Genomic DNA, 13,388 nt, shown 5'->3' on the forward strand with positions numbered 1-13,388 from the left:
CCGGTCGCTCCGCATGCGGAGAGCGCGGACGTCGCCGAGCATGGTTACCGACAGGACCACCCCTGTGGCGAGAGGGCGCCGGATGGGCAAGGGAGCCGACGGTCCGGCGCGACGTGAGCAGTCGGAGGCCGAAGAAGCGGAACAGCGGCAGATCGACGCCATGAACCGGTTCACGTCGCGGCCCGGCGGAGACGGCGCCGAGGCCGGGACGGTCCCCGCGGCGGATTCCGCGGCCGGCACCGGCGCCGCGAAGCCGCGGCTGCGCGACGCGCTGCTGCTCGAAACCGGCCACGACCTGGCGGAGGCCGAGACGCTGTCCGCCGCCCTCAGGACGGTGACCAGGCTCTCCGCCCCGGATTTCGCCCTCGACGGCGTGGTGGTCTTCGGTGTCACCGACAAGTTCATCAAGGTGCTCGGCCAGACCGGATACCGCGGCAGCGACGCCCAGCGGGTCTTCCGGATGCCGGTGACGACCGACTTCCCGGCCACCGAGGTGGTCAACTCGGGACGGCCGGTCTACCTGTCCTCCCCCGAGGAGTACAGCGCGCGCTTCCCCGCCACCTGGCCGGTGGCCGCCGAGTTCGGCCGGCAGTCGTGGGCCTTCCTGCCGATGGTGACCTCCGGGCGGATCACCGCGGTGTGCCTGCTGGCCTTCGACCGGCCGATGGCCTTCGGCGCCGACGAGCGGGCCCTGCTGGTGCTGACCGCCCGGCTGGTCGCCCAGGCGCTGGAGCGGACCAGGACCAGCAGCGCGGAGCTGGCGCTGTCCCGCGGACTGCGGCGCAGCATGGGCGCGACGGCTCCCGCGGTGCCCGGACTGACGGTGGCCACCCGCTACGTGCCGACCGGCGGCGGCCTGGTGGTCGGCGGCGACTGGTACGACGTGATCAACCTGCCGGAGGGCCGACTGGCCGTGGTGATCGGCGACGTGCAGGGCCACGACGTGCACGCGGCCGGGCTGATGGCCCAGCTGCGGACCGCCGTGCACGCCTACGCGGCCGAGGGCCACGGCCCGGACGCGGTGCTCGCCAGGTCGTCCCGCTTCCTGGCCGCGGTCGACGAGGACCGCTTCGCCACCTGCATCTACATCGAGGCGGAGCCCTCCACCGGGATGCTGCACATCGCCAGGGCCGGCCATCCGCACCCGGTGCTGCGGCTGCCGGACGGCACCTGCATGCTCAAGCACGTCGGGGGCGGTCTGCCGCTCGGCCTGATGCCGGGCACCGAGGACTACCCGGTCACCGATCTGGAGCTGCGGCCCGACGAGATCCTGATGCTGTGCACGGACGGGCTGATCGAGACCGGCGGGCACGACATGTACAGCGGCTGGATCCGGGTCAGGGACGCGATGTCCCCCGGCCCGACCGAGGACCTGGAAGGCATCGCCGACAGCCTGATCCGCGCGGTCCACAACCCGTTGCAGCAGGCCGGCCAGGCGGCGGACGAGGAGGTCGGGCGGCGCGAGGTGGACGCGGCGGGCGTACGCGCGGATCTGGCGCCGCGCAACGAGGACGACATCGCGCTGCTGCTGCTGCGCCGCGACGCCGGGGTGCACCAGCGGGCGGTGCCCGAGCGCAGGCTGGTACTGACCATCGACCAGGACCAGGCCCAGGGACTGGCCGAGGCGCGGGCCGAGCTGCAGGCGCTGCTGCACGACTGGGCACAGCCCGACCAGGTGGACACCGCGGTGCTGCTGACCTCGGAGCTGGTCGGCAACGTCCTGGTGCACACCGACCAGTCGGCGGCGCTCAACGCCTCGCTGACCGGCGAGCCGGGTCGGCGCGTACTGCGGGTGGAGGTCTCCGACAGCGGCGACGAGCTGCCGCACCAGCGGACACCGGGCGAGATGGCGTCCTCGGGGCGCGGTCTGATGCTGCTCGACATCCTGTCGGGCCAGTGGAGCGTGCGGCCGGAGTCGGAGGGCAAGACGGTGTGGTTCTCGCTGTGGGAGGACGAGGAGCCGGCCGACGACGAGCCGGCCGGCTCCGACCCGCTGTCCGACTTCCCGGAGTGAGGGCGCCCCGCCGGGGGCGCCCTCGGACTCCGCGGCCGTAGGCCGCCCGCACGCCGTCAGGCGCGCGGCATCGCGTCGGCGACCTGCTCGCGCAGCTCCTCGGGCGACAGGTACGAGTCGGTGTACTCGAAGTCCCGCAGAGTGGCGGGCAGGCGGGACTGGAAGCCGGTACGGACGTAGTCGCTGCCGGCCACCGCGTTGAGCAGCCAGTTGGTCATCACCCGGGTCTTGGCGACGTTGGTGCGCAGTGCCGACCAGTGGTAGCCGCGGGCGACGGCCTGCGCGGGCAGGCCGCGCAGCTCGATGCCGAGCGGCTTGGAGACCGCGTCCCGGCCGCCGAGGTCGACCACCAGGCCGAGGTCCTTGTGCCGGTAGGGCCGCAGCGGCTGGTTCCTGATCGCGGCGATGACATTGTGGGCGGCCGCGACGCCCTGCCGCATCGCGTGCTGCGCGGTGGGCGGGCAGATCGCGCCCTCCTCGCCCTTGGCCAGGTCCGGTACGGCCGCGGCGTCGCCGAGCGCGTAGACCCCGTCGGCGCCGGGCAGCGTCATGTCCGCGGCGACGGCGAGCCGGCCGCGTACGGTCTCGGCGCCGAGGGTCGCGATCAGCGGGCTCGCGGCGACGCCCGCGGTCCAGATCAGGGTGCGGCAGGGCACCACCCGGCCGTCGGTGAAGGTGACCTCCTCGGGGCCGGCCTTGGCGATCGAGACACCGAGCGAGATTTCGAGACCGCGGTCGCGGAGGATCTTCTGCGCGCTCAGCCCGAGCTTCTCGCCCAGTTCCGGCATCAGCTTGGGCGCGATGTCGATGAGGTGCCACCTGATGAGCTTCGGGTCGAGCCGCGGGTAGCGGTGCAGCGCCTGGGCGGTCAGCCGTTGCAGGCAGGCCGCGGTCTCGGTGCCCGCGTAGCCGCCGCCGACGACCACGAACTGCAGCCGGGAGGTCCGCTCGGCCTCGTCGTGCGAGGCGTCGGCGAGGTCGAGCTGGGCGATCACGTGGTCGCGGACGTAGGCGGCCTCGGCGAGGGTCTTCATCCCGCGCGCGTTGTCGACCAGGCCGGGGATGTCGAAGGTCCGGGTGATGCTGCCGGGGGCGAGCACGATGTAGTCGTAGGACTCGTTGACGATCTCGCCCGTTATCGTCCGCACCACGCAGACCTTCGCCTTGGTGTCCACGCCGATCGCGCCGCCGGGGACGATCCGGGTGCGGTATTTCCTGCTGCGGCGCAGCGACACCGCGATCGACTGCGGGGTCAGGATGCCGGAGGCGACCTGCGGCAGCAGCGGCAGGTAGAGCTGGTAGGAGAACGGGGTCACCAGGCAGATGTCCGCCTCGTCGCGGGCGAGGCTGCGCTCGAGTCGGCGCACGCACCCCACCCCGGCGAATCCCGCGCCCACCACGAGGATCTTCGGTCGTCCCACGATGTCTGTCCCTTCTGGGGGCTGCCGTCGGCCGGGGTGGCGTCTGCCCGCCGGCCACGGCTTCGCACCTCCTGTCCTACCGTGCCCTCACGGGCCCCGCCAGCGGGGTGGTACGGCCGGGGTCGGTTTGCCCGGCGGCTCGCTAACATGCTGGTGCTCCCGCACAGTTCGCCCTCGCTTCCCCGGGGCCGCGAACGGCCCCGGTCCCCCCCATCCGGAGGTAGACATGAGCAAGCGGCACTCTCGGTTACGTTCCCTGGGCACCGTCGCGGCCCTGGCCCTGCTGGGCGGTACGGCCGGTATGACGTCGGCCGGCGCCGCCACGGCTTCGCCGCTGCCGATCGGCCCCGGCCAGACATTCGTCGGCCAGGTCAACGGTGTGACGATCGGCGCGGTCATCAAGGTCGGCTGCTTCGGCCCGGTCACCCCCTCCTCGACCGGACACCCGCTCTCCGGCCAGACCGTGTCCGTGCAACTGATCGCGGGCAATGCGCCGGACCAGGCCACCGTCGGCTACACCGGCACCTCCGCCACGCACGACCTGGCCGGCTTCGGCCCCGCGTCCTCGGTCACGGCCGCCACCGACATCAAGGCGTACGGGCTCGGCGTGCCGATCCCGACGTCGCTGAACCTGCCCTGCTACGGCACCGGCACCGTCGGCTTCGTCCCCGCGCCGACCAGCCCCACCGCGCAGACCGCGACCGTCGCCGTCACCTACGTCAGCATCGGCGTCAACCCCGCGAGCTGAGCCCGGCGCCGGCGGCGCCGGCCGTGCTGCAACCGTCCTCCTCGTCGCCGGGTCCGCCGTCGGCGGAGCGGGCGACGAGGCGGCCGGGGCGGCGGGCGCCGCCGCGCTCCAGCGACATCGACAGCACGGCGAGCAGCAGTGCCCCGCCGGCCAGGGCCACGCCGACCCAGTTCGCCGCGGTGTAGGAGTGGCCTGCCGAGATGACCAGGCCGCCGATCCAGGCCGCGAGCGCGTTGCCGAGGTTGAAGGCGCCGATGTTGACGGCCGAGGCGAGGGTCGGGGCGCCCGCGGCCTGGTCGAGCACCCGCTTCTGCAGCGGCGGTGTGGTGGCGAAGCCGAGGGCGCCGATCGCGAAGACGGTGGCCGCGGCAGCGGCCTTGTCGTGCGCGGTCACCGTGAAGAGCGCGAGCACCACGGCGAGCCCGCCGAGCGCGGTCATCAGCATCGGCATCAGCCTGCGGTCGGCGAGCCGGCCGCCGACCAGGTTGCCCACCACCATGCCCAGCCCCAGCAGCACCAGCAGCCAGGTCACCGAGCCGTCGGCGTATCCGGTGACGTCGGTCATCATCGGCACCAGGTAGGTGACGGCCGCGAAGACCCCGCCGAAGCCGAGCACGGTCATGCCCATCGCGAGCAGCACCTGGACATTGCGGAGGACCGCGACCTCGTGGCGCAGGCTGACGCCCGCGGGCCGGGGCAGGTCGGGCACCAGGCGGGCGACGCCGAGCAGCCCGAGCACGCCGAGGGCGGCGACGATGACGAAGGTGATCCGCCAGCCGGCGCTCTGCCCGACGAAGGTGCCCAGCGGCACACCGACGACGTTGGCGACGGTCAGTCCGGTGAACATCGTCGCGATGGCGCCGGCCCGCTTGGCCGGCGGCACCACCTCGGCGGCCACGACCGAGCCGATACCGAAGAAGGCGCCGTGCGCGAGCGAGGTGACCACCCGGCCGATGAGCATGACGGCGAAGACCGGGGCGGCCGCCGAGATCAGGTTGCCGACCACGAACAGGCCCATCAGCAGCATCAGCATCCGCTTGCGGGTCACCTTGGTGCCCAGCGCGGTCATCAGCGGGGCGCCGGCCACCACGCCGAGCGCGTAGCCGGTGACCAGCAGGCCCGCGGTCGGCACGGACACGCCGAAGTCGCCGGCGACCTGGGGCAGCAGCCCGATGATGACGAACTCCGTGGTGCCGATCCCGAAGGCCCCGATGGCCAGGGCCAGCAGCGCGAGAGGCATGAGGGACACCTTCCGAGGTGAGTGCAGGAGCGTCTAACAAGCGTGGACAATAATTGCACACGCGGGTTATTTGCAAGCGCGTTAGAGTGGTGCATGCGCCCAACACGGCACCGGGGCCGGGCGCGGACCGCCCGTCGAGGGCCTGGAGGACCGATGACCGCCACCGATCCGGCACTGACCGCACTCGCCGACGGCTGGTGCGCGCTGTCCCTGCTGCACGGCCGGATCGAGGCGCACACCGAGCGGGCGCTGCAGGCCGGGCACGGGCTGAGCGTCCGCGAGTTCTCGCTGCTCGACGTGCTCAGCAGGCAGCACGACGGCCCCGGCGGGCGCCTGCAGATGAAGCAGGTCGCCGACGCGGTGGTGCTCAGCCAGTCCGCGACCACCCGCCTGGTCACCCGCCTGGAGGAGCGCGGCCTGCTGGCCCGCTATCTCTGCCCGACCGACCGCCGCGGCATCTACACCGACGTCACCGCCGCGGGCGCCGACCTGCTCGCCGCGGCCCGCCCGACCAACAACTCCGCCCTGCGCGAGGCCCTCGACCAGGCCGCCGGCGACCCGCACCTGGCGCCGCTGGTCACCGCCGTCGAGCAGATCCGCGGCCCGGTCCCGGCCTGAGCCGCGCAGGCTGAGGTACCGCCCGCGGATCCCTGAGGGGCGCGGGCGGTAGCGGAGGCGAAGGCGTACGTCCGGTCAGTCCTCGGCGGGCTCGGCCAGTTCCGCCAGCGGGTCGCCGGCGGTCGGGGTCCAGCCCAGTTCCCTGCGGGCGCGGGCACCCGTGAGCTGCTGGTCGAGTGCGAAGGCCTCGGCGATCGGGCCCATCCGCCGCTCGGCCTGCCGGAGCGTCAGCGACTCGATGCTGCCGGGGCAGCCGGCCGCCTGCGACAGCGCCTCGGCGATCCTCGCGAAGGGCGGGTTCTGGTCGGCGACACCGAAGTAGACCGAGCCGGGTGCGGCGCCGAGCGCGAGGACGTACAGCCTGGCGAGGTCGTCCACCTGGACCAGCGACCAGTGGTTGGAGCCGTCGCCGATCTGCGGGACCGCGCCGGTCTCCCGCCCGGGGTCGACGAAGAAGGCCCGGGTCAGCCCCTTGCCGTGGCCGTAGACCAGCCCCGGCATCACCAGCACGGGGCGCCCGCCGCGGTCGGCTGCGGCCAGCACCTGCCGCTCGTTGTCCGCGCGCCACGCGGTGATCGCCGGCGGGCGCTGCGGCGCGTCCTCGTCGACCACGCCGTCGGTGTCGCCGTAGACCCAGCAGCCGCCGGTGTGGACGTACGTGCCCCGGCCGCCGAGGCCTTCCTGCATCGCCCGCGCCGCGGCCAGGTCGACCTCGGCGGCGTCGGGGCCGACGACCGCGCCGAGGTGGATCGCCGCGTCGGCGCCGGCGGCCGCGTCGCGCAGCACACCGGTGTCGGCCAGCTCGCCGCGCACAGGGGTGGCGCCGAGATCGCGCAGCCGCGCGGCGGACCGGTCGCTGCGGGCCAGCCCCGACACCTCGTGGCCGTGCTCGGCCAGTGCCTTGACGGTCGCCGAGCCCACATAGCCGGAGGCGCCGGTGAGGAATACGTGCATGGAATGTCCTGTCCTGTCGTGCGGGTGTGGTGGTCGACCGGCCCGAACCCGGGTGCCGGTGCGCGGGCCGCAAGCGTCCGGGGCCCGCGACGCCCGCTGGGTGTCGGCCGCCGCGGCGTGTCTGCGAGGCGGCTCCCGCGGTCCGTGCGATGGTGACGACCGCTTCATCCTCGCCGCCGGGCGCCGCCTTCCCCATCCGGCTGGCCGGTCGGTCGCCCGGGGGTGGACCCGACTGCCGTACTGCGCGGCGGCCACCGCGCCGCGGCGACCGGCAGGCACCAGGAGGGACACCATGCGGATCGCGGTCTTCGGCAGCACCGGCGCCACCGGGCGCCAGGTCGTCGCGCAGGCACTGGCCGCGGGCCACGAGGTGACGGCCTTTCTGCGCGACCCGGCCAAGGCGCCGCCCGCCAGGGAGGGATTGCGGATCGAGGTCGGGCAGGTGACGTCGGACCAGGCCGCGGTGACCGCGGCGGTGGCCGGCGCCGACGCCGTGGTCAGCGCGCTGGGCACCGAGCGCAGCGGACGGGGCCTGCGCTCGCCCACCCTGATGGCCGAGGCGACCCCGCGGATCGTCCGCGCCATGGAGGAGGCGGAGGTCGGCAGGCTGGTGTGGCTGTCGGCCCTCGGCGTCGGCGACACCATGGAGCAGGTGCCCGCGCTGCCGCGGCTGACCTACCGCGCGCTGCGCCGCGTCTACGCCGACAAGGCGGCCGGTGAGCAGGTGCTGCGCCGCAGCCCGCTGGACTGGACGCTGGTCTACCCGGTGCTGCTCACCAACCGCGCCCGGACCGGCCGCTACCGGCACGGCGAGCGCCTGGAGCTGCGCGGTATGCCGACGGTCTCCCGGGCCGACGTCGCCGAGTTCATCCTCGGCCGGGTCACCTCTGGCGACTACCTGCGCAAGATCGCGGTGATCGCCGACTGAGCCGCCCGCGGCGGGCGTTACTATCGTCCCCGCCCGTGGGTGCGGTCCGCGCCCGCAGAACAGCAGGAAGGCGGCGGCGACCCGCGATGAAGGTGGTGGTCTTCGGTGCCTCGGGCATGGTCGGGCACGGTGTGCTGCGCGCGTGCCTGCTGGACGACGAGGTGGCCGAGGTGGTCACGGTCGGGCGCGGCCCGCTGGGCATCGCGCACCCCAAGCTGCGCGAGGTCGCCCACGCGGACTTCACCGACCTGTCCGCGATCGCCGGCGAGCTGACCGGCGCCGACGCCTGCTTCTACTGCCTGGGGGTCTCCACCGCCGGGCACACCGCCGAGGTCTACCAGCGGGTCAGTCACGACTTCCCACTGGCCGCCGCCCGCCTGATGGCGGCCGGCAATCCCGAGCTGACCTTCACCTACGTCTCGGGCGCCGGCACCGACAGCACCGAGCAGGGCCGGGTGGCCTGGGCCAGGGTCAAGGGCGGCACCGAGAACGCGCTGCTGGCGATGGACATGCGGGCGTACATGTTCCGCCCGGGCTGGATCCGGCCGATGCACGGCGCGGTCTCCCGCACCCGGACCTACCGGGTCATCTACCGGCTGACGTCCTGGCTCTACCCGCTGGCGCACCGGGTCGCGCCGGACCAGGTCACCACCACCGAGGTGCTCGGCCGCTCCATGCTCGGCGTCGTACGCCTGGAGGGCGGCGGGCCGCACATCCTGTCGACGGCGGACATCAACCGGCTCGGCGCCCCCGGCGCGGCCTGACCCGTTCGGCGAGTCGGGCGGACTTCCGGGCGGGCGGACATACCCGGGGGGTGATGGGGGCACAAGCAGCGTCATGAGTGAGATCGGCCTGCCCAGCGGTATCCGCGCCTGCCTCTTCGACCTCGACGGGGTCCTGACTCCGACAGCGCTGGTGCACGCCGCCGCGTGGAAGCAGACCTTCGACGACTTCCTGCGCCACCTCGAAGGCCCGGAATTCCAGCCCTTCGACGCGACCGCCGACTACGACGAGTACGTGGACGGCCGGCCGCGCGCCGACGGGGTGCGCACCTTCCTGGCCTCGCGCGGCATCGAGCTGCCCGAGGGCGACGAGGACGACCCGCCCGACCACGACACGGTGCACGGCCTGGGCAACCGCAAGAACGTCGTCGTGCTGGAGAAGATCCACCAGGACGGGGTCAAGCCCTACCCCGGCTCGGTGCGCTTCGTGGAGGCGGTGCGGGCCGCGGGGCTGCGCACCGCCGTGGTGTCCTCCAGCGCCAACTGCCGCGACGTGCTGGTGGCCGCGGGGATCGAGCAGCTGATCGACGTGCGGATCGACGGGCTGGTCGCGCGGGAGCGGGGCCTGCGCGGCAAACCGAAGCCCGACACGTATCTGGAGGCGGCGAGCGACCTGGGCTTCGGCCCCGGTGAGGCCGCGGTCTTCGAGGACGCGCTGGTCGGCATGGACGCCGGGCGGGCCGGGCGGTTCGGCTACGTGGTGGGCGTGGACCGCACCGGGCAGGCCGACGAACTGCGGCGGCACGGCGCCGACACGGTGGTGTCCGACCTGGCCGACCTGCTGGGGGCCACCGCGTGATCACCGACCCGGCCTTCGAGGTCTCGCCCTGGTCGCTGCGCGAGTCGGTGCTGAACCTGGACCTGCTGCCGCAGAGCGAGTCGGTCTTCGCGCTGTCCAACGGTCACATCGGCTGGCGCGGCAACCTCGACGAGGGCGAGCCCAACGGCCTGCCGGGCACCTACCTCAACGGGCTGTACGAGCTGCACCCGCTGCCGTACGCGGAGGCCGGCTTCGGCTACCCGGAGTCCGGTCAGACCGTCATCAACGTCACCAACGGCAAGCTCATCAGGCTGCTGGTGGACGACGAGCCGTTCGACCTGCGCTACGGCACGGTCCGCCGCCACGAGCGGGAGCTGGACCTGCGGGCCGGGGTGCTGCGCCGGGTCTGCGAGTGGGTGTCGCCGGCCGGGCGGGCGGTACGGGTGACCTCCACCCGGATGGTGTCCTTCCAGCAGCGGGCGGTCGCCGCCATCGCCTACGAGGTCGAGCCACTGGACGGCGAGGTGCGGGTGGTGGTGCAGTCGGAGCTGGCCGCCAACGAGGACGTGCCGCACTCCGCGGGCGACCCGCGGGTGTCGGCCGCGCTGGACTCGCCGCTGCGGGCCGAGGAGCACTACGCGGCGGGCACCAGGCTGCGACTAGTGCACTCCACCACCCGCAGCCGGCTGCGGGTGGCGGTGGCCGCCGACCACCGGATCGACGGTCCGGACAGCACCCAGGTATCGGCGGAGTCCGACGACGACGTGAGCCGGCTGACCGTGACGTCGGTGGTCAAGGCGGGCCAGCGGTTGCGGCTGGAGAAGTTCGTCGCCTACGGCTGGTCGGCCACCCGCTCGCTGCCCGCGCTGCGCGACCAGGCGGACGCGGCGCTGGTGGGCGCCAGGGACACCGGCTGGCAGGGCCTGCTCGACCAGCAGCAGGCGTATCTGGACGACTTCTGGGAGCGGGCCGACGTCGAGGTCGACGGCGACACCGAGATCCAGCAGGCGGTGCGCTTCGCGCTCTTCCACGTCCTCCAGGTCGGCGCCAGGGCCGAGGAGCGGGCCATCCCCGCCAAGGGCCTGACAGGGTCCGGCTACGACGGCCACTCCTTCTGGGACGCCGAGACCTTCGTGCTGCCGCTGCTGAGCTTCACCTCGCCGCGGGCCGCCGCCGAGGTGCTGCGCTGGCGGTACAACATGCTGCCGGTCGCGCAGGAGCGGGCCCGCCAGCTGGGCCTGGCCGGCGCCACCTTCCCGTGGCGGACCATCAACGGCGACGAGGCGTCGAGCTACTGGCCGGCCGGCACCGCCGCCTTCCACATCAACGCCGACATCGCCGACGCCGCGGTCCGCTACGTCGCCATCACCGGCGACCAGGCCTTCGAGCGCGACACCGGTCTTGAACTGCTGGTGGAGACCGCCAGGTTGTGGCGCTCGCTGGGACACCACGACCACGCGGGCACCTTCCACATCGACGGCGTCACCGGTCCCGACGAATACAGTGCGATCGGCGACGACAACGCCTTCACCAACCTGATGGCGCAGGCGAACCTGACCTCGGCGGCGGACGCGGCGGAAAGGCACCCGCGGCACGCGGCGACGCTCGGCGTCACCGACGAGGAGACGGCCGCGTGGCGGGACGCGGCGGCCGCGATGGCGCTGCCCTTCGACGAGGACCTCGGGGTGCACGAGCAGTCCAAGGGCTACTGCCGGCGCCAGACCTGGGACTTCGAGAACACCGACGCCGACCACTACCCGCTGATGCTGCATTACCCCTACTTCGACCTCTACCGCAAGCAGGTGGTCAAGCAGGCCGACCTGGTGCTGGCGATGTATCTGCGCGGCGACGCCTTCACAGCCGAGCAGAAGGCCCGCAACTTCGCCTACTACGAGCCGCTGACGGTGCGCGACTCGTCGCTCTCCGCCTACTGCCAGTCGGTGATCGCCGCCGAGGTCGGGCATCTTCAACTGGCCTACGACTACCTCGGCGAGACCGCGATGATCGACCTGGAGGACCTGGAGAACAACGCCCGCGACGGGCTGCACATCGCCGCGCTGGCCGGCACCTGGACCGCGCTGGTGGCCGGGTTCGGCGGGATGCGGCTCTTCGACGGCGACGCGATCCGCTTCGCGCCCCGGCTGCCCGACGCGCTCAGCCGGATCGCCTTCCGGCTGCTCTTCCGCGGCCGGCGGCTGCGGGTGGAGGTCCGCAGGAAGACCGCGACCTACACCCTGGCCGACGGTGAGCCGCTCGAAGTCCTGCACTACGAGGAGCCGTTCACCCTGACCACCGAGCGGCCCGTGGAACGCGAACTGCCCTGCGTCACGCACCGGCCCTCGCCGGACCAGCCGCCGAGCCGGTCCCCGCTGCGCCGCTCGCAGCACCTGAAGTAGCCGGGCACCTCCGGCCCGGCGAAGCAGTGACGCGGGACGGGCCGGGCTGACAGACTGATGTGGTGCGCGACTTCGACATTCTGGTGATCGGTTCCGGCCCCGGCGGGCAGAAGGCCGCCATCGCCGCGGCCAAACTCGGACGGCGCGCGGCCCTGGTGGACCGCGGCGACCGGCTCGGCGGGGTGTCGCTGCACACCGGCACCATCCCGTCCAAGACGCTGCGTGAGGCGGTGCTCTACCTCACCGGGCTCAACCAGCGCGATCTGTACGGGCAGAGCTACCGGTTGAAGGAGGACATCACCGTCGCCGACCTGACGGCCAGGACCCAGCACGTGGTCGGCCGCGAGGTGGACGTGGTCCGCAACCAGCTGTCCCGCAACCGGATCACGGTGCTCGACGGCACCGGGCGCTTCCTCGACGAGCACACCGTGGCCGTCACCGGCCCCGGCGGCCAGGAGCGGGTGCTGACCGCCGACCACATCGTGATAGCCACCGGCACCAGGCCGGCCCGCCCGGCGACCGTCGAGTTCGACGACCGTACGGTGATGGACTCCGACAGCGTGCTCAACATGGAGCGGGTGCCGCGCTCGATGGTGATCGTCGGGGCCGGGGTGATCGGCATGGAGTACGCCTCGATGTTCGCCGCCCTGGGCAGCAGGATCACGGTGGTCGAACAGCGCGACGCGATGCTGGACTTCTGCGACGCGGAGATCGTCGAGGCGCTGAAATACCACCTGCGGGACCTGGCGGTGACCTTCCGCTTCGGTGAGACGGTGGCGGCCGTCGAGCGGCACGAGCGCGGCACCCTCACCGTGCTGGCCAGCGGCAAGAAGATCGCGGCCGACGCGGTGATGTACTCGGCGGGCCGGCAGGGCCTCACCGACGGGCTCGGCCTGGACAAGGCGGGTCTGAGCGCGGACAAGCGCGGCCGCATCACGGTGGACGGCAACTACCGCACGGCCGTACCGCACATCTACGCGGTCGGCGACGTCATAGGCTTCCCGGCGCTGGCGGCGACCTCGATGGAGCAGGGCCGGTGTGCGGCCTACCACGCCTTCGGCGAGCCGGCGCGCGGCTTGCAGGACCTGCAGCCGATCGGCATCTACACCATTCCGGAGATCAGCTTCATCGGGCGCACCGAGGACCAGCTCACCGAGGCCTCCGTGCCCTTCGAGGTGGGCGTCTCCCGCTACCGGGAGCTGGCCCGCGGCCAGATCATCGGCGACGCGCACGGCATGCTCAAGCTGCTGGTCTCGCCCGAGGACCGCAAGCTGCTCGGCGTGCACTGCTTCGGCACCGGGGCGACCGAGCTGATCCACATCGGGCACGCGGTGATGGGGTGCGGCGGCACCGTGGACTACCTGGTGGACGCGGTCTTCAACTACCCGACGCTGGCCGAGTCGTACAAGATCGCGGCGCTGGACGTCACGAACCGGATCCGGCAGATCGACCGGCTCGGCGACTGACCCGCGGCGCCGCGGGGGCGACCGAACTCCCGTTCCTGACCGGGGCATTGACAAGCGGCAT

General features: G+C 73.0%; 11 protein-coding genes. 8 read left to right on the plus strand and 3 right to left on the minus strand.

Annotated elements, in window-relative coordinates:
* Nucleotides 1-82 precede the first annotated feature (82 nt).
* Complete coding sequence (locus OG900_02250; GenBank protein WUH89066.1) at nucleotides 83-2,014, plus strand: SpoIIE family protein phosphatase; 1,932 nt, start codon at nucleotides 83-85, stop codon at nucleotides 2,012-2,014.
* A gap of 56 nt (nucleotides 2,015-2,070) precedes the next feature.
* On the opposite strand, the gene OG900_02255 is transcribed toward OG900_02250, so the two are convergent.
* Entirely contained in the window at nucleotides 2,071-3,435 is a 1,365-nt protein-coding gene (locus OG900_02255) for an NAD(P)/FAD-dependent oxidoreductase (protein WUH89067.1), read from the minus strand.
* 226 nt (nucleotides 3,436-3,661) lie between these two features.
* On the opposite strand from OG900_02255, the gene OG900_02260 reads away from it, so the two are divergent.
* Nucleotides 3,662-4,183, plus strand: a complete 522-nt coding sequence (locus tag OG900_02260) for a hypothetical protein (GenBank protein WUH89068.1) — start codon at nucleotides 3,662-3,664, stop codon at nucleotides 4,181-4,183.
* Here the strand turns inward: OG900_02260 and OG900_02265 are convergent.
* Entirely contained in the window at nucleotides 4,167-5,423 is a 1,257-nt protein-coding gene (locus tag OG900_02265; protein ID WUH89069.1) for an MFS transporter, read from the minus strand. The genes OG900_02260 and OG900_02265 overlap by 17 nt on opposite strands.
* 153 nt (nucleotides 5,424-5,576) lie before the next feature.
* On the opposite strand from OG900_02265, the gene OG900_02270 reads away from it, so the two are divergent.
* Nucleotides 5,577-6,041 carry a MarR family transcriptional regulator gene (locus OG900_02270; GenBank protein WUH89070.1) on the plus strand — a complete coding sequence of 155 codons (465 nt, stop codon included), beginning with the start codon at nucleotides 5,577-5,579 and terminating at the stop codon, nucleotides 6,039-6,041.
* A 75-nt stretch (nucleotides 6,042-6,116) separates the two neighbouring features.
* On the opposite strand, the gene OG900_02275 is transcribed toward OG900_02270, so the two are convergent.
* On the minus strand, nucleotides 6,117-6,995 hold the full coding sequence (locus OG900_02275; protein ID WUH89071.1) for an NAD-dependent epimerase/dehydratase family protein: 879 nt from the start codon (nucleotides 6,993-6,995) through the stop codon (nucleotides 6,117-6,119).
* Nucleotides 6,996-7,287: 292 nt separating this feature from the next.
* Between OG900_02275 and OG900_02280 the strand changes: the two genes are divergently transcribed.
* From OG900_02280 to sthA, 5 genes are all read left to right on the plus strand, one after another.
* Entirely contained in the window at nucleotides 7,288-7,923 is a 636-nt protein-coding gene (locus OG900_02280) for an NAD(P)H-binding protein (GenBank protein WUH89072.1), read from the plus strand.
* An 86-nt stretch (nucleotides 7,924-8,009) separates the two neighbouring features.
* Nucleotides 8,010-8,687, plus strand: coding sequence for an epimerase (locus OG900_02285; protein WUH89073.1), 678 nt, complete (start codon nucleotides 8,010-8,012; stop codon nucleotides 8,685-8,687).
* A 73-nt stretch (nucleotides 8,688-8,760) separates the two neighbouring features.
* A complete protein-coding gene (locus OG900_02290) occupies nucleotides 8,761-9,504 on the plus strand; it encodes a beta-phosphoglucomutase family hydrolase (GenBank protein WUH89074.1) in 744 nt (247 codons plus the stop codon).
* Entirely contained in the window at nucleotides 9,501-11,861 is a 2,361-nt protein-coding gene (locus OG900_02295) for a family 65 glycosyl hydrolase (protein ID WUH89075.1), read from the plus strand. The genes OG900_02290 and OG900_02295 overlap by 4 nt, the downstream gene beginning before the upstream one ends.
* Nucleotides 11,862-11,923: 62 nt before the next feature.
* On the plus strand, nucleotides 11,924-13,327 hold the full coding sequence (sthA, locus tag OG900_02300; GenBank protein ID WUH89076.1) for a Si-specific NAD(P)(+) transhydrogenase: 1,404 nt from the start codon (nucleotides 11,924-11,926) through the stop codon (nucleotides 13,325-13,327).
* Nucleotides 13,328-13,388 lie beyond the last annotated feature (61 nt).

It is taken from the genome of Streptomyces sp. NBC_00433 (assembly GCA_036015235.1).
Lineage (GTDB): Bacteria > Actinomycetota > Actinomycetes > Streptomycetales > Streptomycetaceae > Actinacidiphila.